This is a genomic window from Pseudomonas sp. F8002, from assembly GCF_013385495.1.
Taxonomy (GTDB): Bacteria; Pseudomonadota; Gammaproteobacteria; order Pseudomonadales; family Pseudomonadaceae; genus Aquipseudomonas.
In genome coordinates, this window is sequence record NZ_JACAPW010000011.1 from 163,050 (window position 1) to 185,433 (window position 22,384).

The 22,384-nt window shown below is 52.7% G+C and carries 23 protein-coding genes and 1 pseudogene; 13 read left to right on the plus strand and 11 right to left on the minus strand.

What is annotated here, in order from left to right; genetic code table 11:
• Positions 1-2 precede the first annotated feature (2 nt).
• Positions 3-431: a hypothetical protein gene (locus HX811_RS10225; protein WP_177045768.1), complete on the plus strand. Its 429-nt coding sequence runs from the start codon at positions 3-5 to the stop codon at positions 429-431.
• An 85-nt stretch (positions 432-516) separates the two neighbouring features.
• Complete coding sequence (gene hrpB, locus HX811_RS10230; RefSeq protein WP_177045770.1) at positions 517-3,039, plus strand: ATP-dependent helicase HrpB; 2,523 nt, start codon at positions 517-519, stop codon at positions 3,037-3,039.
• Between the two features lie 210 nt (positions 3,040-3,249).
• Here the strand turns inward: hrpB and HX811_RS10235 are convergent, their stop codons facing one another.
• Entirely contained in the window at positions 3,250-3,939 is a 690-nt protein-coding gene (locus HX811_RS10235; protein ID WP_177045772.1) for a helix-turn-helix domain-containing protein, read from the minus strand.
• 306 nt (positions 3,940-4,245) lie between these two features.
• Between HX811_RS10235 and HX811_RS10240 the strand changes: the two genes are divergently transcribed.
• The 3 genes from HX811_RS10240 to HX811_RS10250 are packed head-to-tail and all read left to right on the plus strand — an operon-like array spanning position 4,246 to position 6,818.
• On the plus strand, positions 4,246-4,890 hold the full coding sequence (locus HX811_RS10240; RefSeq protein WP_218172276.1) for a hypothetical protein: 645 nt from the start codon (positions 4,246-4,248) through the stop codon (positions 4,888-4,890).
• Entirely contained in the window at positions 4,883-5,749 is an 867-nt protein-coding gene (locus HX811_RS10245) for an ImmA/IrrE family metallo-endopeptidase (RefSeq protein WP_177045775.1), read from the plus strand. The genes HX811_RS10240 and HX811_RS10245 overlap by 8 nt, the downstream gene beginning before the upstream one ends.
• Positions 5,742-6,818 (plus strand): beta family protein, encoded by a 1,077-nt coding sequence (locus HX811_RS10250; RefSeq protein WP_046482361.1) that lies wholly within the window; start codon positions 5,742-5,744, stop codon positions 6,816-6,818. Before HX811_RS10245 ends, HX811_RS10250 begins: the two co-directional genes overlap by 8 nt.
• Here HX811_RS10250 and HX811_RS10255 read toward each other — a convergent pair.
• Positions 6,777-7,364, minus strand: a complete 588-nt coding sequence (locus tag HX811_RS10255; RefSeq protein WP_046482359.1) for a sce7726 family protein — start codon at positions 7,362-7,364, stop codon at positions 6,777-6,779. The two genes, HX811_RS10250 and HX811_RS10255, sit on opposite strands and share 42 nt — an antisense overlap.
• A gap of 205 nt (positions 7,365-7,569) precedes the next feature.
• On the opposite strand from HX811_RS10255, the gene HX811_RS10260 reads away from it, so the two are divergent.
• Complete coding sequence (locus HX811_RS10260) at positions 7,570-8,121, plus strand: hypothetical protein (protein ID WP_177045776.1); 552 nt, start codon at positions 7,570-7,572, stop codon at positions 8,119-8,121.
• Positions 8,122-8,154: 33 nt separating this feature from the next.
• Here the strand turns inward: HX811_RS10260 and HX811_RS10265 are convergent, their stop codons facing one another.
• The 6 genes from HX811_RS10265 to HX811_RS10290 all read right to left on the minus strand — a co-directional run bounded on the left by HX811_RS10265 (position 8,155) and on the right by HX811_RS10290 (position 13,225).
• Complete coding sequence (locus tag HX811_RS10265; RefSeq protein WP_177045777.1) at positions 8,155-9,732, minus strand: ATP-dependent endonuclease; 1,578 nt, start codon at positions 9,730-9,732, stop codon at positions 8,155-8,157.
• Between the two features lie 215 nt (positions 9,733-9,947).
• Positions 9,948-10,112, minus strand: coding sequence for a hypothetical protein (locus HX811_RS10270; protein ID WP_177045778.1), 165 nt, complete (start codon positions 10,110-10,112; stop codon positions 9,948-9,950).
• Positions 10,113-10,464: 352 nt separating this feature from the next.
• A complete protein-coding gene (locus HX811_RS10275; RefSeq protein ID WP_177045779.1) occupies positions 10,465-11,139 on the minus strand; it encodes a YEATS-associated helix-containing protein in 675 nt (224 codons plus the stop codon).
• A gap of 349 nt (positions 11,140-11,488) precedes the next feature.
• Entirely contained in the window at positions 11,489-11,953 is a 465-nt protein-coding gene (locus HX811_RS10280; RefSeq protein ID WP_177045780.1) for a hypothetical protein, read from the minus strand.
• A gap of 86 nt (positions 11,954-12,039) precedes the next feature.
• A complete protein-coding gene (locus HX811_RS10285; protein WP_177045782.1) occupies positions 12,040-12,441 on the minus strand; it encodes a hypothetical protein in 402 nt (133 codons plus the stop codon).
• 229 nt (positions 12,442-12,670) lie between these two features.
• Positions 12,671-13,225 carry a hypothetical protein gene (locus HX811_RS10290; RefSeq protein ID WP_218172283.1) on the minus strand — a complete coding sequence of 185 codons (555 nt, stop codon included), beginning with the start codon at positions 13,223-13,225 and terminating at the stop codon, positions 12,671-12,673.
• A gap of 305 nt (positions 13,226-13,530) precedes the next feature.
• On the opposite strand from HX811_RS10290, the gene HX811_RS10295 reads away from it, so the two are divergent.
• From HX811_RS10295 to HX811_RS31965, 3 genes and pseudogenes are all read left to right on the plus strand, one after another.
• Positions 13,531-13,998 (plus strand): transcriptional regulator, encoded by a 468-nt coding sequence (locus HX811_RS10295; RefSeq protein WP_177045783.1) that lies wholly within the window; start codon positions 13,531-13,533, stop codon positions 13,996-13,998.
• A gap of 144 nt (positions 13,999-14,142) precedes the next feature.
• The gene (locus HX811_RS10300) at positions 14,143-14,733 is read left to right on the plus strand and encodes a hypothetical protein (RefSeq protein ID WP_256344408.1); all 591 of its coding nucleotides are present in this window, start codon (positions 14,143-14,145) and stop codon (positions 14,731-14,733) included.
• A gap of 144 nt (positions 14,734-14,877) precedes the next feature.
• Positions 14,878-15,486: pseudogene (locus HX811_RS31965) on the plus strand (histidine phosphatase family protein); the annotation flags it as partial.
• An 842-nt stretch (positions 15,487-16,328) separates the two neighbouring features.
• Here HX811_RS31965 and HX811_RS10310 read toward each other — a convergent pair.
• The gene (locus HX811_RS10310) at positions 16,329-16,577 is read right to left on the minus strand and encodes a CsbD family protein (RefSeq protein ID WP_177045784.1); all 249 of its coding nucleotides are present in this window, start codon (positions 16,575-16,577) and stop codon (positions 16,329-16,331) included.
• Positions 16,578-16,764: 187 nt separating this feature from the next.
• Here HX811_RS10310 and HX811_RS10315 point away from each other — a divergent pair, with 187 nt between their 5' ends.
• Entirely contained in the window at positions 16,765-16,974 is a 210-nt protein-coding gene (locus tag HX811_RS10315; protein ID WP_177045785.1) for a hypothetical protein, read from the plus strand.
• 154 nt (positions 16,975-17,128) lie between these two features.
• Here HX811_RS10315 and HX811_RS10320 read toward each other — a convergent pair whose 3' ends face one another.
• Entirely contained in the window at positions 17,129-18,031 is a 903-nt protein-coding gene (locus HX811_RS10320; protein ID WP_177045786.1) for a LysR substrate-binding domain-containing protein, read from the minus strand.
• A 110-nt stretch (positions 18,032-18,141) separates the two neighbouring features.
• Between HX811_RS10320 and HX811_RS10325 the strand changes: the two genes are divergently transcribed.
• The 3 genes from HX811_RS10325 to HX811_RS10335 all read left to right on the plus strand — a co-directional run bounded on the left by HX811_RS10325 (position 18,142) and on the right by HX811_RS10335 (position 21,103).
• Entirely contained in the window at positions 18,142-18,987 is an 846-nt protein-coding gene (locus tag HX811_RS10325; protein ID WP_177045787.1) for a class II aldolase/adducin family protein, read from the plus strand.
• Between the two features lie 113 nt (positions 18,988-19,100).
• On the plus strand, positions 19,101-20,417 hold the full coding sequence (locus tag HX811_RS10330; RefSeq protein ID WP_177045788.1) for an MFS transporter: 1,317 nt from the start codon (positions 19,101-19,103) through the stop codon (positions 20,415-20,417).
• 104 nt (positions 20,418-20,521) lie between these two features.
• Complete coding sequence (locus HX811_RS10335; protein WP_177045790.1) at positions 20,522-21,103, plus strand: NADPH-dependent FMN reductase; 582 nt, start codon at positions 20,522-20,524, stop codon at positions 21,101-21,103.
• 259 nt (positions 21,104-21,362) lie between these two features.
• Here HX811_RS10335 and HX811_RS10340 read toward each other — a convergent pair whose 3' ends face one another.
• Positions 21,363-22,349 (minus strand): PDR/VanB family oxidoreductase, encoded by a 987-nt coding sequence (locus HX811_RS10340; protein ID WP_177045791.1) that lies wholly within the window; start codon positions 22,347-22,349, stop codon positions 21,363-21,365.
• Positions 22,350-22,384: the final 35 nt, after the last annotated feature.

Consider the following 22,384-nt stretch of genomic DNA (forward strand, 5'->3'; position numbering starts at 1 on the left):
CGATGGCAACTAATGGGGTGGATAAATGCAGGGAAGCTTTTGAGAGGCTAAAAGCCGGTGAACCTCATGTGGCCGTTCATGTGGGCCTGGATCCAACAAAAATTACGGCTGGCATCGTCAGTGTGGAGGCTGGCTTTGACCGTGGGTACCTAAAGAAAGATCGACCGAGTCATCGCGCTTTACTCGCCGACATCGAGGCTTATCGTAAAAGCTTTGGAACCGAGAGTTCTTCTAAAGCATTGCAGGTCAAACGAGCGAATGACAAGGCTGCCCAAGCGCTGTCCGATCTTGAAATCGCCCGTGGCCAGCTTTACCACGTGATGGCTCAGAATGTTCAGCTGGTAGAGCGTGTGCGAGAATTACAATTCCAGCTGGAAGCCCGCAGCAACGTCACTCAGTTGAAACCCGGAGCTAGGAAGCACCCCACTTGAGCCGTCTTGCCAAGCACGTTGCGAGGATGGGTAAAGGCACTTACACGAACCTTTGTATACTGCGCGCTTCGAAGTTGGAGTAGACATGAGTTCGTTACCAATCGATGCTGCCGTGCCAGTTCTTCTAGAAGCTCTTCAAGGACGCAACGAAGTTATTCTTGAAGCTCCTCCTGGCGCTGGCAAGACCACCCGGGTACCTCTGGCACTGCTGGACGCACCTTGGCTCGGTGGTCAGAAGATCATCATGCTTGAGCCTCGCCGTTTGGCTGCTAGGGCAGCGGCTGAGCGTTTGGCGAGTGAACTGGGTGAGAAGGTTGGTGAAACTGTCGGCTACCGCATTCGCCTTGAAAGCAAGGTAGGCCCGCGAACCCAGATTGAGGTGGTCACCGAAGGTATCCTGGCTCGCCGGCTCCAAGATGATCCTGCGCTGGATGGTGTGGGTGTGGTCATCTTCGACGAGTACCATCTACGAAATCTTGACTCCGACCTTGCACTGGCTCTGTGCCTGAGTGCCCGCGAACTGCTACGCGATGAGCCCCCGCTCAAGCTGCTCCTGATGTCCGCCACGCTGGAAGGTGCTCGCCTTTCAAAGGTGCTGAATGATGCGCCTGTGGTCACCAGTGAAGGCCGGATGTATCCGGTCTCAACGGTTTGGGGTAGTCCATATCAGCCCGGCGAGCGTATCGATGCGCGAGTCACTGATACCTGCTTGGCCGCCATCAATGACCAGCCTGGAAGCGTGTTGGTTTTCCTTCCTGGACAGGCAGAGATTCGGCGGGTGGCTGAGGCGCTCAAGGAGCAGTTGAGCAGTCGTCCAGAGGTGATCGTATGCCCGCTGTACGGCGATCTCGACCTGAACGCGCAGCGGGCTGCGATAAACCCGGCACCCAAGGGCTGCCGGAAGATTGTACTGGCCACGAACATCGCCGAGACCAGCCTGACCATCGAAGGCGTCAGGGTGGTGGTGGACAGTGGTCTCGAGCGAGTGCCGAAGTTCGATCCTCGCAGTGGAATGACCCGACTCGACACGCAGCGTATCTCGAAGGCCAGCGCTACTCAGCGAGCGGGGCGTGCAGGGCGATTGGAGCCAGGTGTCTGCTATCGCCTGTGGTCGGAGTCGCAGCACGAGCAAATGGTCGGTTACAGCACACCTGAGATCCTGCAGGCGGATCTCGCAGCTCTGGCACTCCAGTTGGCCCGGTGGGGAATGAAGCCGGAGGAGATGACCTGGCTCGACCAACCTCCATCAGCTCCCTTCGCGCAAGCCAGAGACCTGCTGAAGCGCTTAGGCGCACTCGATGATGCTGGGCAGCTCACACGACATGGATCAGCAATGAGCGAGCTTCCAGCGCATCCACGGATCGCTCACATGCTTATCAAGGGAAACGCGATGGGTCTGGATGACCTTGCATGCAACATCGCCGCGTTGCTGGGTGAGAAAGACACCCTGCGCGGAGCAGGTGCCGACCTTCACACTAGGCTGAGTGCATTGTCAGGAGAGCAACATTCGCGCCGAGGCGGTGGCTCTTTTCAGCGAGTAAAGCAGTCTGCTCGGCAGTATAGATCCCTGCTACGTGGGAGTACCGTTCACCCTGTCAGCGAGCCCGATCACCCAAGATGGGTAGGGTGCCTACTGGCATTCGCTTACCCTGACCGAATCGGTCTCCAGAGGCGGGCGAGTGCGTCTGAGTACCGTCTCTCCAATGGGCGGGCTGCTGTGTTCTCAGAGCCCGATGCTCTCACTAAACATGCATGGCTAGTAGTGGCCGATCTGGGTAGCCGGCAAGGGCAGCGCGAGGAGCGAATCTACCTAGCGAGCGATCTCGATCCCGCTTTGTTCGATGACGAGTTGGCTGACCTTGTTAGGTCAGTCGATGAGGTTGACTGGGACGAGAGGGAAGGGGTACTTAGGGCTGAGCGGCAGCTAAGGGTGGGGCAGTTGGTACTGTCCACGACACCTCTGCCTGGACTTGATGAGCAAGCTCGTTCGCTAGCCTTGGTCAACCTAGTGAGGCGCAAGGGCATCGAACTCCTGCCTTGGAGCCCTGAGTTGCGGCAGTGGCGAGCGCGGGTCGACCTGCTGCGTAAGTTGGATATCCAGAATGGCCAGACAGAAAGCAAGTGGCCCGATCTTACAGATGCCAATCTGCTGGATACGCTTGAAGATTGGCTCACGCCGTACTTGGGCAAAGTCACGAGGCTCAGCCACTTCAATCATCTGGATCTGGCTTCGATTGTCAGAAATCTTCTGCCTTGGCCGCTTCCACAGGAACTAGAGGTTCAAGCACCGCAGACGATTCAGGTGCCGTCAGGGTCGAACATTCGCATCGACTACAGCGAACAGCCACCTATTCTGGCCGTACGACTGCAGGAGCTGTTTGGGATGGCAGAAACGCCCCGCATAGCCCACGGTAAGCAACCTCTGGTTCTGCATCTTTTATCGCCAGCCCGCAGGCCTGTGCAGGTGACCCAGGATCTAGCCAATTTTTGGCGCAGCACCTATGCGGAGGTGAAGAAGGATCTTAAAGGTAGATATCCGAAGCATTTTTGGCCTGAAGACCCGTTGGTGGCAGAAGCGACTGCAAGAGCGAAGCCTAGGAAGCCCTGAGGGGCGAGCAGCTTTTTGGGCGTGCCCTGTCGGTCGGCTGTCGTGAACCAAGCCGCCGGAGGCGTCTTGGCCCGCAGGGCTTCCATCCTCACGCCTTTGGCCCTTCGGGCTGGCGCGCTCCGCTTGCTCTCCACCATGGGCCTAAGAGTAGGCGAATAGCAATTGTGAAATAGGTGCTCATTTAGCTCCATGACCGGGATAGGCGGGTCACTAAATGCCCATCTTCCGAGGCAGGGCCAACTCTTCTGGCGCTTCACCTTCTCTGAATCCAATCAGGTAAAGCACATCCCCTACAGGGAATGCTTCCACATGCGAATCCGAGGTGCCGTTGTGTACCACTGGACAGGTCGCATAGCGCAGAGTAACGCGCTGTTCGTTGAGGCGTTCGATCAAGCCTTGAAGTTCTTCAAATACCTCTAGGCGCGCTGTACTTGAGTAGTGCTCGGCGCAGTCGCGATAGTCCCGTAGATAATCAGTGAGTTCCGCGAATGCCAGTGCCTGGTCTTTGGATGGCTCGAAGGCGGGCTCGATGTAATCGCCGATGCTTTCAGCTGCAAGTTTGGCCAAGCCCCTGCCTGATTCGGGCTTCAATGCCTTCGTCATGACATATTTCTGTTCGAACTGCTCACGAACAGCGCGCAGTTGCTCCTCCGTGGGAATCGCCATCGGTTTCGAGAATGCGTCGATGTCCTGAAACTCAAAAGCAGAGGCGAGAGAGCGAAGCGTATTGAGGCTGGCCCCGGCCCCTGCTTCAACCCGCTGGATGGTTCTGGGCGTAGTCTTGGCGAGCACCGCCAGCGTCTCCTGAGACCACTGACGCAATTCGCGCAGATACCTGATCACTTGGCCCAGTTCACCTTTGCTCAGTACGCGGGTTTCAACGGTGTCAAAATTACTCATCTCGTGTCCCCTGTCTCAGTTGCTGTTCAGATGGTTCAAGTATGAGTCGGAGGCGATCCGGGCGACACGACACGAACCTGACAGTGTAATAGTGGCCAGCACTGCCGATCTGATGAGTGCAATCGGACGGAGATACCTGCACAGACTATCGCGTCTACAATGGTGATCACTGGTTTTGACGTCATAAGTAGGACGTTGAGGCTGGCAGTCAATAGTGGCATCATCTGGCCATTAATACGGAGAGGGATTTCCACATGATGCCATTCGGACTGTCCGAGGGCTGCGCTACCAGCGGTGTGCGCTCTGATGACTGAGCCCACCCTTAAGTGTCGCCATTCAGGACAGCAGGTGCCTTACCAGATCCATCAAGGTCTGGCTCCCATGTATGTGTTCCAGTTGAGCGAGCAGTGGGATACCGAGAAGCGCCATATCATGAAACAGCTGATGGCGGACATTCCTGCTGCCGCAGATGACCCCAACGTGCTTTTCGAACAATTGCCCACCTATGGATTATCAGATTTCCATTGGAGCTGGCTGGACAAGGCGTTCGCCTTCCGTAGCGATGATTACCACTGGTTCTTCCTGAGCGCACTGGGGCGGATACAGGCGACTTGCGTCATCTATCATCCCAAGGAAAGCCGCTTGGACGGGGAGCGCATTTTCTACATCGATTACGTTGCGTCCGCGTACTGGAATCGAGATCGACCGAACTACGTGAAGCAGTTTGGTAGCGTCAGCCGGATCCTGATTGCCCATGCTTCTCACTTCGCCATCAACACGCTCGGCTACCGTCCAGGCTTCTGCCTGCACTCGCTACCCACTGCGGAAGGGTACTACCGCTACTTGGGCATGATTGAGTACGACGCTGATGCTGAAAAAGAGAACCTGCGTTACTTCGAAGCACCTCCTGACATAGCTGGAAAGCTGGCAGGGGAGGCTCATCATGTCTGACTCTCCAGAAGGTCTTCCAGAGGACTTCGAGGTTTATCCATCCTCGCGGGACGCTGCAGTCGAGTTCACGGCGGCTCTTTCAAACTTGAAGAAAGCCTTGAAGCCAGCAGATGCCAAAACGCATGCTCGACCAGGTGAGGAGTATGACGACTTCATCATTCGGCTTGCCCTCAGCGCTACCAACAACAACGCGGTGCTCTATCGCAAGAATGATTCTGCGGAAGAAACCAAGATCCAAGCGTGGTTGTCGCTGATCAATGAAAAATCCAAGTTCAGCTTGCTGAGCCGGAGGATGCCTAATTTCGAGGGATTGAGCACTCAGCAACTTCGAGATATTGCCCTCCTGAGCCTGACGCCTGAGAACATCACCTCCCTGGTCGATGTCCTGGCTGAAGCATATGGAGTGCTGCTGGTGGTGGAGCCTGGCTTCAAGTCGATGAAAATGGACGGGTGTACGTTCAAGCTTTCTCAGGGTACGCCAGTTGTTGGGATAGCGCTTCGCTACAATCGCTACGATAACTTCTGGTTTACGCTCATGCACGAGCTAGCCCATATTCATATGCATTACGATTATCTCGATAATCCTATTTTGGACGACCTCGAAGAGGATAGCGATTCTGATCGTGAGATTGAGGCCAATATTATCGCGAAAGATAGTTTGGTCTCTCGCCAGTATTGGCGTATGGCCTGGAATATCCGGGCTGATAGGAAGCAATTGCTGGATGTGTGCTCTAGAGCGGAAGTGCATCCATCTATCATGGCCGGGATGATTCGCCACCAAGCTAGGAATTATAAGCTTTACCCTGAATTGCATCACTCCATGGACGTTAAGAGCGCTTTCGGGTTTGCCAATGATTAAATATGTTCCTTTTCTTAAGCTTAAACAGAATGAGATCCAAAGTGTTGGGGTGTTGGATGGAGGCATTCGTGATCAAATTGCTCCCATGTATGACATTCCCCGAACGCAAAAAGTGATGGATGAGGATGAGGTCATTGATCGCTTGAGGATCGCAGATAAAGAGCTAGGTAATGCTCTGGAAAATGGCATAAATTATAAGTTCTTTGTCGACAACTTCGATGTCGATGATAGTGTCGATCTGGGCACTGTCCCGCAGTACAGGGCCGTTCTTGCAACGCTGTCGAATTACCAAGTTATGCCAGTTCTGGCCTTTGATCGGCACCCAGATCATAACGTCGCGGCGCTTGATTTCGTCAAATCGCGACCGGGCACAGATGTCGGTATACGCCTTCAAATGATCGACATTGAAAGCTACAACCTCACAAAGAGTAACCTTCAGGCACTTTGGGCAGACTTGGTGGTCGCCAAGCCACAGACAGTAATTCTTTTGATTGATCTACGCATCATCGATGATGCAGCCGACTCCAAGAGGAAGGTGGAAAGGTTTGTGGCTAGCTTCCAAGGTGATTTTCCAGGCGCCAAAGTGGTTGTCTCTGGGTCAGTAGTGCCTGCATCTATCGCAGGGCTACTCCCGACAAACTCCAAGGCTCATATTCCTCGAGAGGAATACAAGCTGTGGCGGGCTATGAACTCAACCCCCGCCTTCAAGGAGGTGTTGTTTGGAGACTACGGCGTGGTCAGTCCGGAGTATTCAGACTTCGAGATGGAACCCGAGTTTATCAGTAGTCGGGCGGCGCCTAAGGTTTTCTACACTTATAGTGATAGCTTCTTCATTGCGCGTGGGCGACGGTTCAAAACTCACAAATTTAGGCAGTATTTTGATATTTCTGATGTGATTGTGAATGAGCCATTTTTTAGGCTGTCTACTCCGCATTATTCATATGGTGAGCAGTACATTCATGACCGCAGCTACAAGGCTCCAGCAAGGTCGAAAAAGACAGGCAACCCAGGAACGTGGATTAAAAGCTCAACCGCCGCTCACATCACTTTCGTGGTTAACAACATTTGAGCGCCTTTCGATGAGGGCGCCTTGGATTCCTGCGAGGGCGTCGTCGCGGCTCAACTGATAGCTGATCTGTTCAGCGATATCGTCACGGTTGAAAGACTTTTTGAAGACCACCTCGGGATGTGAGGTCGCAATGGCCGTCAGCTCTGCCTTCCAGAGCATGAGAAGAGCGTCTTTCTTGGAGAACATTGGATTAGTGCCGGCCTTTCGGACATAACGCAACATTGTCCGATCTCTACCTGACGTGGCCAAGATAATGCCCCAGTAGGAGGGGATCTTATCCATTGCCCAGCGTACGTGGTTTTCTGTGGTCACTAGGGTCAGTTTGGGGAACGACCTTGAGTAGAACTCTGACTGCGACAGAATGCGTCGTACGTTATCTGTCTCGCCCTTGATTTCGTAGCAATGCATCTCGCGATAGCAGGCAACTACGTCAGCAATGGCATTGCCATTATCGATGGTGAGCTCTTCGAGCACTCGAGCAGGTTTAGGCGACCGCTTCATTAGGTGGTCGACTAAAGCTGTTCGGATTTCTTTATCTCTGAGCACTCAGAGCTCCAGGCGGGCGCAAACGCAACATTTTAGCCTATGAACCCTTCAGTTGTGGAGTGCGCTTATCCAGCCTTATCAAGTTCCCGACCGACAACCCGTGGCGCCTGAGTGCTGGTTCAGATTCCATCGTTTCGAGCAGGGAGGCTTTGGGTGATAGCCTACCGGAGTGTCTTAGCTACCACCCGAGTCACCGGAGCCTCACATGATCAACCTCCATCGCTTAATCTCCAGGCTGTTTCCCGACCGCCGTCCCGATTGGGAGCAGAAGCGTGAGCGCGAGTTCATCCAGGCGGCCAACTCCTTGAAGACCCTCAAGGTGACACCAGAGGGCGGAATGTCCATCGATCCCGAAGAACTCCGAGATCAGATAATCGCGGCACGCGAGCAGTTGCAGCACCTTGTCCACCAGCCAGGAAAGCCAAGCAGGCCATTCCAACCTGTGGCAGAGAACGAGGTGGGGCAGAAGGCTTACCCCGCTGCTGAGGCCCCTGTAGAGCTGCAGGACTGTATTGAGGTGGTGGCTTGGCGTCGGCTCCATAGTGGCGCTGCTGTGCGCTACATGTGCCTCCAGTCTACGAGTACGGGGCGATTCGCTGTCGTGACCGCAAGCCTGTTCTCGGACGGCGCGCATAGTCTTCCATCTTGGATCGAAGCCAACACCGCCAAGCACGTCGCCAATGCCATACAGAACGATCATCTCCGCTGGTTGGCTACTGTGAGCGAGGCGATAGATGCTTGGGATGCAGACCTTTGATTGCCTCGAGGCGATGCTTGCCGATGCTTGTGCCTACAACTGCCATGCCTCAATAGTGTTGAAAAGCCTTTCAATCTGAGTGGGCAAGTCGGTTTGTGGGTCATGGCTATGGCTGAAAGTGTTGTCCCCAGTTACGAACTTGTCGGCGATTGTAACTTTTGAATAGGTAGTAATCTGCTTTAGTCTAGCGCCGAAAATCCGATAATGCTTGTCTCGAAAAGCTGCTGGCAAATAACTTTCAATCGTATAGCCCTCACTCACCCAGCAATATCCCGTCTTCGACTCATGTTCAGCAATGTCAGCCCAAACCTGATATTTCACGCAGTTTTGGTTAATGCATTCATCAGTGCCGTCAGCTGCGCGCTGAAAGTCTAGATCTCGATCCATAACTACTATGGAGTTCCTGTTTATACTGAATATGTCAATTAATCCTGGCGTAGCATTTGATGTGAAATGGCCGAGCATAGAGCCGCCGTAAAAAACGAAGGAGAAATCAAGATTTTCCATGGGCATGGATTTACCATGCGTCGAGCACCAGAGCGAAAGCCAGTGCAAAATGTAGATTCGATCAGACGCCCCTTCGACCCATATCACGCCGTTGGCTTGGAAAACATCGCTTGGCTTTATGCCGAGCCCTGACAGAGCCCTTGCAGGTGATGTTAATTCTGATAATGCGTAACCATTGACTTCAAATAGCTTTGTGTCTGGTACAGACCAGCTTGATATGTCGAGAAGCACAGACGAGTGCGTAGAGATGAAAAGCTGAAGGTTCTTGCGGGTGACGATTTCAGAAACCCTAGCCATCATGAGTCTCTGAAGCGTTGGATGCAGGTGGACTTCAGGCTCCTCGATGACACATATCTGGTTATCATTAACAGACTCCAGCCATCCTATTAGTCCAGCAAACGCCCGCCATCCAGACGGCAGCATCTTTATTGGGATATGGTTGTACTGACCTAAGTCATCGTTGAGGTAGACACCTAAAGTGTTCTTATCAAGAAAGCTAATTGGATTGGCATGCTTGTAGGTATGATCTTCATTCGGAGGCCTCTTATAATCTACCTGGTCGTGCCGCAATGGGTGTGGCGCGAGTCCCACGAGGTGCTTTCCATCATTATTGAGCGCATTGATGACTTTTTGAATACAAACTCCGCGCTCGTCGTGTGATGAGCGAAAACTGATTATGGCTTCTAGTTTATCTAAGACCTTTACAAGCTCTTTTGGTGGTTTTGATGATTTGCTGTAGATGCTTCCCTCGAATAGGTGTCTTTCATCTCGTGTAGTAACGGCAATGTATGTGCCAAATTCATCAATATCTAGCTTGTTAAATATTGAAGCTACCCAAGTTCCCTTGTCAAAGTAGATGATGGATGTCGCCACTGTAGTGGATCGCATATTTTCACGAGCAATGGTTTTTATAATCTCAACATCCTTGAGTGCGCGCACCATATCTAGCACAGTTGACTTGCCGCCGCCGTTGGGGCCAACGAAAATATTAACCTTTGAAGCTTTGACTTGTGGAACATCACGCGGATTGAGGGAGTTGGTCTGCATGATGTTGTTGAGGCAGAGTGTTCGAAGCCCCAACAGACCAAAGCTTTTAATATGCAAGATCGTATTCCTTTACTAACTGATTTTGGTAGAAGCACTCATTAAACATTTTCTAAAAATGAGCCTCCGAGCGGTGCAGGCTTCACGCTCGTATTGTACCTAGAGAGACTGAAGGAGAGGTGCTGGCAGGAGTTGTACTCGCCGGCACCGGCAGCTTGCACACTGGTGGGTTATCCACGAGATACAGGAAGAAACAGTATGAGTTGTGGTGAGGTTTACGGAAACCAAGGCCCCCAGGTCGGCGGGTTATCCACGATATCGATGGACGTACTGAGCTCGTCTTGCATGTGTTCGAAGACACTGTCGAGTTTGGGATGGGCTTTCGATTCTCTCAATGTCGTCACCAGTTGCAACAGCTCACGGCCCTGAGATAAGGGCATTTGAACGTCGCAGTACACTGTGTCGTCATCGTTCTACATTCCCATCGGGAAATCCTCGCAGTAGGATCTTGGTCTTCTGTTCCTACGACCTGGCGTTGGGCCGTGCCCCTTCGGGGAGGGGCTGTCGTAAACCGAGCCTTGGCGCAAGCGCCGGCCTCTCGGCCCTTCGGGCTTCCATCCCACACGCCTGCGCGCTCCGCTTGTCGGAGGCTCCGGCACATTATTCGGTCGCAGCGCACGAAGAGGCTGAATGCGGCGGGAGGCCAATCGGTGCAAAGCATCTTGCGACTTAGCCATGCTCCACTGAGAGCCACCCTCATCATGTCGCCTCATTATCTGGCATCCATTTTTTTCAGGACGGTGTTAAACGCGTTTTTAATTCCATAGCTCCTTTTTTACCCGAGCCAGTCAGATACCATCTTTTCTGATTTTTTGCATTTACTCCACGTCTTACAAAATTCATTTCCTGTAGGGCAATCAAAGCTTCGTTGACAAGTTCAAGTTTCAATTCAAGCTCTTGAGCTAGACCTGTAGCCGACCTCATTGTATAAGGGCCATCAAGGAGGTGGATAAGAACTTGCTTTGTTGTATGGTCTAATCCGGCAAAAAACTCTTGATCTTTTGAACTTAGTGGCCCCGCTTCTGGTTCCATAGAACTCTCAGTTGCTTCCAATGCGGACTCCGCCTTGGTCTCTGCGGCTTCAACTTTCTCCTTCACCTCTCTAAGCTCTTTTATTACATTAGCACTCATTAGGCGAATGAATTTTTGGGCGGATATCGATGCTATTAGGCAGAACCCAATGAGGATGAGATATTTAGTAGAGTCAAGCTCGCTATTGCTCAGAATCTCTTGAAGCAAAGTGCTGGATATAGTGTTGAAAAACAGAGGAACCATAAGCGCAGCGCAGATGCCCAGCAAAACGTTTTTCCCTACGTCCCATCCCCAGCTTCCACCGTAAAGCAGATGGCCAGCGAAACCTCCAACCGCACCAGTGCCAACGAGCGTCCATAAAACCAATGCGAGCATTTTGCCCTCCTTGCGAATTTTTCGTTTTGTAGTGGCTTATTGGCATAGTGCTTGAGGTGCTGATCTTGATACAACCCATCGCGTGGATGGAGTAATGGAATCAGTCAAGGAAAATGGGCGATTATGGCGAGTCGCCTGCCGGGAAGGGGGGCCGTGAACTGAGGCACAGACGAGTCAAACTCAGCCCTCCGGGCGCTCATCCCGCTCGCCTGCGCGCTCCGCTTGCCATTCCTGCCAGGCACGTGATCACCTGCCTTCGGTTCGAGCGGTTGCACAAGCTGTGCTACACCCATACTTCAATGGACTCATCGCTTTCGCAGCTGAGGGTCGGTATTCCCCCTCTGATAGTTCAAGCTTCGAAAAAAGCACGGCAGGCGTTCATCAAAGCAGTTGCGTCATTCAAAGCTCGGTGCTGCCCGGTTGTTGGCAATAGGCGGTAAATGTCACTAGCCGCCTCCCTACCCACAAACACCTCCAAAGGCTTCAACTCGAAGGTAGGTATCAGATCTGCTGCCTCGTAGAGCACATCGAGCCAAAAAACGTCCTGAGGTGAATCACTGCAAAGCACCTGGCCTGAAAACAGCTGATTCATATTTCTCGCCACAGCCACTGGGGTATCACCTTCCTGATGTAACTGATCTTGAGTGAGACCGTGCATGTCTTGTGCATCAAACGACCAGTGCGTCCAATAACGGGCCGGCTTGATCAGCGAGTTGAAGGAGGTCTCAGCCGACACGACGGCTACCTCGATAGGATAACTGTCAGGAGCTATTCCAGAGGCTTCAAAATCGATGAAAAAAGAAGACCGTTCCATCTCGTTGCTCCTGTTTGAGGTTGCGATTTTCAGCGGCTACAACGAATGCTTATATGTCTGCGCCGCCACCGCTCGAACCAACCGTTCTAGCTGTTAGCAGCCTTTGCAACTCGGTGATTTTGCAGCTGCTGCATCTCACGCTCCCATTCAGTCAGGAATTTATCCCAGTCTGCGGCGTAGGGCCCATCAGTAACTCTGGTTGATCCGATGCTCGCTTGCAGAAAGCGTTCTCGCCAGGGCTGCGGAATAGTCTGCTCCAAGATAATGTCGATTCCGGAGTTATGACGCATCACCGAGACAGAGTTACGAACCTCAATGAGTTCGAGTGGCTTACCGCTACATGAGTAGTCGTTTCGCTCTCGGTCGTCGAGATCATCGAGGATGGCAAGGAGCTCGGATGCTGTGGGATCGCCAGGACGGAGGCATGCAAGCGCCCACAGAGTCCTTCGCCTAGCGCCCTCAAGCTGACGGAGTTCATCGTCGGTCATTTCAGCCGCATCCTTGTTGATTTGATATCGGGCAGTAGTAGCTATGGCGTGCCGCCTGCGGCGGAAGGCTGGCGAGAACTGAGCCACGGCTGCGCCGCGTCTCAGCCCGTTGGGCGCTCATCCTGTACGCCTGCGCGCTCCGCTTGCCCGATACTCGCTAGGAAAGGAAAGTCTGGCGCAGCGATCCTGAAGCCGGGGCGGGTGTAAGCGTGCCCTACGTACAGGATTATTACTTATGGAGCTTACTGAAGCGACTCGATAGCACTGCAGCTTCGGTAGTTTCCCAAGCTTCAGGATCAGACGTAGCGTTGAACATCACCCAGGCCCTCCACAGGAAAAAAGCGGCAACCAAGCTCGACTCAATTACTGCAAATACCGTAGTGGTATACATATAATCTGAATTTTCTCCAAACAAGAAAAGCACTGGAAATATCGAGGCGATCCAACCGGCGACGAAAGTTAGGCAAAATGCTATGGCTGCAGTGACCGTCAGGAAAAGTGGGACTTGATATCTATACTGGGTTGCAAATGATTTCTCGCCGTTTTGCTTCGCTAGGCCGTACAAAATTCCTGTGTTTTTTTCTTTGTCATTATTTCTTTTAAACAAGCCATACAAAGTTACACTCTCGCCGACCGCCAACTCTTCGTAAAGCTTGTTCGACACTTGCAAATTCGGGATAACTGCACCGTCAATGCTGACTTTAGCTTTATGTCCGCCGTTCATTCGATCAACAGATCGAACGTAGTCAACTTTTCCTGAAACCTTCACGCAATCGAACTTCATCACTCACTATCCCTGCCTTCGCTCAAAAAAGTGGATCTGGTTCTTGCCAAGACGTCGCTCAGCGACCATTGCAGGCGGGCTCACGCGGGCCATGAACGTCGGACTTGATGAGCGCGTCTCCCATCGAGACGTCCCTGGCCGTGTCTTAGGTGCTGCTCTCATGACCAATCCATCATCAATCCAAACATCCCGCCGCTATGATCAAACGGCTGCTTGGCAAACCATATATCACGATAATATCACTATGGTCTGTTTATCGAAACACGCTTGCCGTGGCTCTATCCTCAGTTTTGAGGATCCGACTCATGCATCTGAAAGAAGCGCTGGCAGGAGCATTGCGTGGAGCTCGTGCTCATCAGGGGTTGAGTTACGAAGAGTTGGCGGGGGCAACGCACAGAACGTACGTGGGGAAGCTTGAGCAGGCCCGAGCGAATGCGACGTTGGAGAAACTGGACGAGATCGCTGACTACCTAGGCCTCGATCTTTTGACTATGGTCACTCTCGCCATTGCTGCGCAGGGTGACGAACTTCCATCCGAGGCTTTGCAACGTGCTGCCTTGCGAATCAGGGAATTCGAGATGTCCGGAGGGTGGCAGTTAGTAGAGGAGCAATTCAGTGATGGAAAGCTCATCAAGCGCTCCCAGGGAAAGCCTAAGCAACCGCTTAATGCGGAATACGTTCGAGCCATGAAAGCGCAAGGTTTGGACAGAAAAACAATCGCTGAAAAGCTCGGCGTTGCGCGAAGCACTGTCCAAAAATACTGGAATACCTGAGCCAAGTTGAGCTGGGGTCATGCACTCCGAGATGGCCGAGCCACGGCTGAACAGTTACGGTAGGCGTGACGCTGAATCAATATCAAAATCTCTCGATATCTGACCCGGTGAGAGGCCATGCCCTCAAGCCAGAAGGAAGCTCGCATGGACGACGCTGCAAGGTTTACTTTTTACGAGAAGATTTATTTCTATGAGCTAGAGCGTAAAGAAAAGCTCATTTCCAGGCTCAATCTTCCCCTTGCTATCTTAGGTGTATTGCTCTCATTTTTATCCTATATGCTGGCCAAAGCACCTAGCTCCGAGGACGGTTTTGCAGGCGTTTCATTTTGGATTTTTTACCTTTCTGCGGTTTTTTGCCTGCTTTGTGGAGCATATTATTTTCGCTCGTCATGGCAACTGCGCGACTTCGACAGAGGGCTTCCAACCTTGTCTGAGCTGGAAAGGTATCGGGCCGATGCGACGGCTCATTTTGCGGTTCACGGTGAAAATGACGATGACGCGGAAACCTACTTCAAGACGATCATTTTGAGCTACTACATTGAAGGCGCGACCGTTAACACGGTGAACAACGATAAACGTGGTGCAAAACTTGTTTCCTTAGCAAATTACGTAACCCTCACCATGATTCTCTCGGTGTTGTCGTTCGTGCCGTTCTACACCCACCAGCAGGAGCTAAACCAGCATGAGCAATCAAAAACCGCCTCCGCCACCGCCCCCTCCAATGCGCTTCGTTAAAGATCACGGAAAAGACCTTCCGAAATCTCCACCGCCGCCTCCGCCGCCAAAAAAATGATTTACGGGGCACAGGTTTCAACAGCCTGATGCCCCTTTGCCCATTGGGCAGAAACGAATGTCAAAATCTGACCGAGTCTCCGATTGATGAAAAATGTCAGGCTAATACGACATGGAGAGAGCGCTGCGAACGCAGGCCAAGCCACTTTGGATCACGCGACCATTCCTCTCACTCCGAAAGGATTTGAGCAAGCGCACCTGGTGGCTCTGTCGTTCAACCATCCTCCGGCTCTGATCGTTGCCTCGCCTTTCACCCGAGCGCACTCAACCGCTATGGCGACCGCAGCGGTGTATCCTAATATCCTTTTTGAAACTTGGCCCATCCAAGAATTCACTTACCTTGAACCCACGCGGTGCACTGGCACAACCGTCGCTGATCGGCGCGAATGGGTGGAGGCGTATTGGGCCAAGGCAGACCCGGCGTTCACGGACGGTGAAGGCGTAGAGTCATTCCTAGATTTTATATCTCGAGCCCGGTCTTTCCTGAAGCGTCTTGCTGAACATCCCGCTCAGGACATCGTTGCGTACTCTCATGGCCAGTTCATTAACGCTGTAGCCTGGCTGATTGAGCGCAAACCGCTCGGCATTGACGGCGGAGCTATGGTGGACTGGCGTGAGTATGAGATCGCGAACCACGTGCCCAATTGCGGTGAGTGCCTGCTTTCGAAAGATCCCGACGAAGCCGGTTGGAAAGTAAGCCGGTCAGCCCCGAAGGAGCCACGTATGGATTCCATTTGGCGCGTGCCGGGCAGAGCTTATCAAGTCGCTCGTGATCCTGAGCGCCTGCTCATTGAAGAGCGCGCCGAAGCTCTCTCAGCTGCGGGCTATCCACTGCCGAATGATGATCCGGCTATGTACGCTGAGCAAAGGCTGAAAGAGGCCAGAGCGGCAGCGCATTCATCCCAGGTAGGTAGCATCAGCGAAAGCACTGCGGCGGAGCTCTCAGCGAGAGAGGTATGCCAGGTATTGCGAGAGGTCACCTTCGAGCGACGGACGATTACCAAGGTGAGTCAGGCGTCTTGGGATGAGATTTATGCGGGCCATTTCGTGGTGAGCGTCGATGGTTGGCGGCTATCGATCTACAACGACTGTGACACGCTCGACTACTGCGAAGAGTGCATCAGCTCTGATGGGCGACGCTGGTCGTTTGACTCTGGAGATCGCTTTGGTACTGACCCGATAGCGTTGCTCAGCACTTGGGAACATCAGACGCTTGAGCGTCTCCTGAAAGCGCTCTAGGGAGCCAAGTTCGAGCGGGCCTCTACGAGGACGGCTGTCGTAAACCAAGCCTCGATGTTGCCGAGTCTTGGCCCTGTGGGCTTCCATCCTCCCGCCTGCGCGCTCCGCTTGCTACTGACCCGACGTCACCCTTCCAAGAGATTTGTAGCCCAATAGCCTCGTCGCAATTTGAACGTGCTGCTTGGATGGAAGTGAGTTGTGCTGGGCCTGTCCCCCCGCAGCCCGCTGATGGACAGTTCTAGGGGACGGAGACGATAAAGGTTAAAGGGAGCCCCCTGTCGAAACGTCCTTTTCCTTACTCAGCGGCGAAAGAGACGGTCTAGAACCAGCAGTGCAATTGCACCAATCGCGATTACAGCAACTGGCTTCTCTTTGACGAATGTAGATACGCTGTCCAGCGCATCGCCATAGGTTTGGGTCAGCTGACCAGCAGCTTGACGTCCAGCACCTTCAGCTTCCAGCTTCGAATCACCAAACAGTTTTCCGACTGCGCTCTGCGCTTTGCCGGCAACCTTTTCTACAACGCCTTCAACTTGTTCGCTCTTCATGATTCACCAAACCTTCGTGTGTGATTGAGTAACCCAGAAAAACCTGGGCTTGAAGCAACCTGCACAGAGTTAGGGGAACGGGCGTAATGATTAGTTCAAAGTTGATGAGCCTCAGGATTTGTCCGCGAGACACCTAACCATTTCTTATGCTGCGCTATGCTGAGCGGCCCTGAAGGAGATCACCCCAATGCCAAAGGAATACTCATTGTCAGATGTGCTGGAAAGGATGTACGAAAACCAACTCGCCCTTGAGGCTGCTCTCATGGAGTTGACCCTCCACGTAGAAGCCCACGGACATGCGGATGTAGGAAATAACGTCCGTGGTGCTCTGGAGACAATCGGCGAGAACGCCGGCCACATCAAGCAAGGTCTAGCGCGCTTCAAAAAGCTCCCATGAAGCGGCCACTATTTGATTTTGATCTCAAACGAGACTCCCGCCAACACTACGTCATAGGGAAATGGCTCATCCGCCATTTAGCCGATAGCCTAGTTTTCAATAGGTATCTACTCGCCCGAAAGCGCCCTCAAAGGGCGATTTTTTGTACCCATCGCTACGCGGTATCCAGGCGACATGCTTCGGTTAGCCACTCTCGGAATGCAACGATTTTGGGGGAGTTTCTCTGCGTGTGCCTGTAACAGAGGAAGTGAATTTCGCGCATCACAGATCGACAATCTTCAATGCGATATTTGACCAGACTGCCGTTGGCCAACTCCTGCTGGGAGAAGCGTACGCTCTCGAGTGCTAATCCCAATCCGTCGACTGCAGCAGCTAAAGCTAAAGCGCCACGGTCGAATGAGGGACGATGCATGATCGCGGGTATCGGCTTTCCATGCTGACGGAAATAGTCTTGCCACGAGAGAGGGTTTAGTTGTGATTCGATAAGCGGGATGGAACCCAACTCGTCGAACCTGATTTCTGTTCGACCACCCAGCAGCAACGGTGCACCAAGCGGGCAGCACTCTTCGCCCCCCAGGCTTTGAACACAAATATCAGAGCTCTTAAGTGCCGCTCCGTAAGCGATCACCACGTCCAGCTCTGTATGCTTATGCAAATCTATGGGCGTGGCGCTGGATGATAGCTGGATCGTGAACTGAGGGTTTTTGGCAAAAAAATCGGGTAGCCGTGGGCCAAGCCATTTGCTGGCAAAGCTTGGCGAGCAGTGAACCGATAGCTTCTCCGTTTCAGCGAAGGGACGGAGCTCCACGCAAATCTGATCGACCGCATTGAAAGCCGGCTGGATGACATTGAATAGCCTCCGTCCCTGATTGTTTAGCTCAAGATGCCGACTATGGCGAATGAACAACGGAAAGCCGAAAAAACCTTCAAGACTTTTGATTTGGTGACTGACTGCAGATGGCGTTTGGTGTAGCTCAGCCGCAGCAACACTGAAATTGCCGTGTCTTGCAGCCGCCTCAAAGGCTCTGAGTGCTACCAGGCTAGGTCGATTACTCATTATTTTTATCCTGTGAAATTATTTCACAGCTCAATGAAATAGCATCGTTTGTCGCCGGTTGCAAGGTTTGTGAAGGTGCAGTCTCAACCGAACCAATGGCGGATGCCTACATGAATATCAGCGTTAAACAACCAGACAGCACACTGACCAAACCTAAAAACCGAATCTCCATTTATCAGCCCGAACAAGAGGGCTTGATCTACCCAGAAGTACCTGAATTCGAAACCTACGCCGAGCAACGCAAGCACCTGAAAGAGCGCCTTGTCGCGGCATGCCGTGCGTTCGCTTTGCAAGGCTACGACTACGGTTTTGCAGGTCACCTCACCGTACGGGATCCGGAGTTTCCGGAGCTGTATTGGACGAACCCAATGTGCGTCCACTTCTCACAGGTCAAAGTTTCCAACCTGATCCTGGCTGACCATCATGGCAAAATCGTAGAGGGTGAGTACGCCATCAACCGTGCCGGTTTTGTGCTGCACGCCAACGTTCATGAGGCTCACCCGCACATTGTTGCAATGTGTCATGCCCATACCGTTTACGGGGGCGCATGGGCGAGCACCGGCTTGCCGCTGGAGCCGATCACCCAAGACGCTGCAGCGTTTTTTGAAGATCAGTTGGTAATCACCGCCGAGGCAGGTGCCGTAGCGGTCAAGACTGATTCCGGCAAATCCATTGCCTCTCTTTTCGGCAAACATAAAGCCATCCTGCACCAAAACCACGGTTTGCTGACTGCGAGCAGTCACAGCATCGAAAGTGCCGCATTTTGGTTCATTGCGCTTGAACGCTGCTGCCAGCAACAGTTGATGGTTGCAGCTACGGGCATCAAGCCGAAACTCGTAACTGACGAGCGCGCCCGCTTCAGTCGTGAAAACGTCGGCAGCGACTACATCGGCTGGCTTCACTTCCAGCCTATCTGGGGGCAACTGCTGCAAACCCAGCCAGACATGCTCGACTGATGGATTTCGTGCGGTAAGTTTCTGAAATATACGACGCCCCTTGCTGTGCTTGAATACCCGGCAAGGGGTGAGACGCGAGCCTTATAAATTTAACAATGCTTGGAGGCGTCCTCATGAGTACCATTGCCGACCGTGCCCGGCCACTACCAGGAATACTGATAAACGCGGAAGACCTCATCTATAAAAAGGTGACGTACCGCCTCATCCCCTTTCTGTTCCTTTGCTATGTATGCTCCTACCTCAATCGTATCAATGTGAGTTTTGCCAAGCTGCAAATGGCTCAAGACCTCGCCTGGAGCGACGCTGTATATGGCCTCGGCGCAGGGATGTTTTTCATCGGCTATTTTGCCTTTGAGATTCCGAGCAACATCATCATGTACAAAGTCGGAGCTCGACGCTGGATTGCCAGGATCATGGTGACCTGGGGCGTGATCTCCGCAGCCATGATGTTCGTCAACACACCAATGCAGTTCTACGTCATGCGGTTTCTTCTGGGCGTAGCTGAAGCCGGTTTTTTCCCGGCAATCCTCCTCTACATCTCTCAGTGGTTTCCATCATCCAGAGGCGCTAAGGTCACCGCGCTTTTCATGGCCGCAATTCCCATGTCCGGTGTCATCGGTGCGCCGTTTTCCGGGTGGATCATGCATTCACTGAGTGGCGTGCAGAATCTTGCTGGCTGGCAGTGGTTGTTCATACTCGAAGGGATTCCAACCATTGTCGTGGGTATTTGCGCTTACTTTTACCTCACCGACCGAATTGAGGATGCACACTGGCTAGGGGAAAAGGATAAGAAAGTCCTACGTCACAACATCGATATGGAGTCCAGCGGGAAGCACCTTCACCGGATGATTGACGGACTCTCCGATCCAAAGATTTGGTTGTTAAGCGTGATCTATTTGTTTTTCACGATGGGCTTGTACGGCGTCAGCTTCTGGCTGCCTACGCTCATCCAGGCGTCCGGTGTGGCTGACTCGATGCACTTGGGGCTGCTGACGGCGATCCCTTATGCCTGCGCGGTGGTTACGATGGTTCTGGTAGGTCGAAGCTCGGATAGATTCAAAGAGCGTCGTTGGCACCTGGCTATCCCTGGAGTCCTGGCAGCAACCGGTTTCCTGATCAGCGCATCGTTTCAGTCGAACCTGATGATCAGTCTTCCCGCCCTGTGTTTGGCCACGATGGGCGTAATGACGACGATCTCCCAGTTCTGGACATTACCACCGGCAATTCTGACGGGTGCGGCAGCTGCTACAGGCATTGCGTTGGCAAACTCAATAGGCAGCGCTTCAGGCTTCATAAGTCCTTATGCCATGGGCACCATCAATGCTGCCACTCATAGCACATCATCCGGGATCATATTGCTCTCAGCCGTCCTGGTTGGTGGTTGTTTGCTCGTATTTTTAGTTCCCAAACATCTATTGACCTATAAGTAGGATAAAGAGCCCTCAAGAAGAGGGCTTTTTACTTCCAAGAATTGCTGATCCGTTATCAACCTAGAATCTAAGTAGCGTTCTCAACAATAAAAAAGGAAATTAAAATGCGTGAAATTAAACTTTTAGCCTTATGTGGGAGCCTCCGACAAGGATCTAATCACGCGACCATCCTCCGTACCATAGGCACTGAGCTGCTACCGCCACAGGTTTCCCTACGTACTCATTCTTTGCACGACATCCCCCTTTATGACAGAGATCTCGACGAGGGAGACCTACCGACTTCTGTGAGAGATTTGCGTCAGGCGATAACGGAAGCAGACGGTGTGCTGATCGCCACTCCGGAAATAAGCTATGGAATGTCAGGCGTCATAAAGAACGCTTTAGATTGGCTGTCTAGCCATCCTTCGCTTCACCCATTCAAGGGTAAGCCTGTGATGACGCTCACCGGATCTCCAACCTTTACAGGTGGTGCGCGTGCACAGTTACAGCTCAGTGAGTCACTCTGGGCAATTGAAGCAACCCCGGTAGCCTATCCACAAATTGTCATCACCAACACGGATTCAAAAATCTTTGAGGGTCGTCTAGCCGACGAGGCCACCCGGCAGTTTTTGGCAGAAGGTATGCTAGCGATGGAGGAAATGATCCGTTTGGAAGATCTCTCCAAATTGCCGTTTGCTTGGGCATAGGGTGTCGTGGAGAACCAGGACGGTCGTTCCGATGCTCAAGCTGCAATGAACAGCCCACGGGCGACTGTCAGCCTCCAGCGGTTTAACGGCGATCACTACTCAACAAGCTGACGTCCCAAGGAGCACCGTTCTAAAAATGCGGGGCGCTTCTTCAAGCACAAAAAAGCCGACTTGTTGGATGTTCGTGCTGTCACGAAATCTTCTAACAAATCGGCTTTTCAACATCGTCATTCCATGACGCAAAATGCGTAGGCGTTCTCTAAAGGTCGAGGACTAGAGTGCCGCTGGCCGCTCGAGAAACGCAGCAGGTGAGAAAATCAGGTCGCTCACTGTCATCAAGTATGAAGTCCTGGTGGTCAACAATGCCCGCCAGGTAGCGCACCTTGCATGTCCCACACAACCCAGATTGGCAAGACGTTTCCACCGGATAACCAGCGCTGTTTAGTACCTCTGCCAGGCTTTGGTCGGGCGCAACTTCCAGCCGCACCCCTGTGCTGGCTATCTCGGCAATAAATCCACCGACAATCGAGCAGTCATCGGTATCCTTCTTGACGGGTGCCTTGAAGTGCTCGAAATGTACCGATCCACTTGGCCAGTGTTCCGATGCGTCCTTGCAGGCCTGCATGAATCCTCCTGGCCCACAATAGTAGAGATCGCACGCGCCCTCGGGACTCTTCAGGATCGAAGGAATATCGAGCTTATTACTAGGGTCTCCACCATCAAAATGGAAACTAACGCGCCCAGACTTCGCCAAGCCTTCGAGCTCGGATTTAAAAGCTGCGTATTCCGGCCCTTTTGCGCAGTAGTACATCTCGTATGGGATGTTTTGCGCTTCTAACTGGTGGGCCATCGACTTCATCGGGGTCACCCCGATGCCTCCAGCAAGAAGAACGACCTTGGTGGAGCCTGGGTGCAACTCGAAATTATTCCGGGGCACGCTCACGCGTACCCTGTCACCCACCTTGATACTTTCATGAACAGCCGCAGATCCGCCACGACCATTAGGATCCTTCAATACCGCAATCATGTAGCGATGGCGCTCTGATGGAGAATTGCAGAGCGAATATTGACGAACGACGCCAGAGCCGACATGAATATCGATGTGCGCGCCAGCAGTGAAGGGTGGCAAATCAATGCCGTCTGGGGAGACAAACTCATACGAGTTTACGCCATTCGCTTCCATCCTGATTTGTTTGACCACCAGTTCCAGATGCGTTACGGCAGTGTTATCTACAATTGCGTTCATACCTCACCTCGGCGATGCGCTTACAGCTCCCGAAA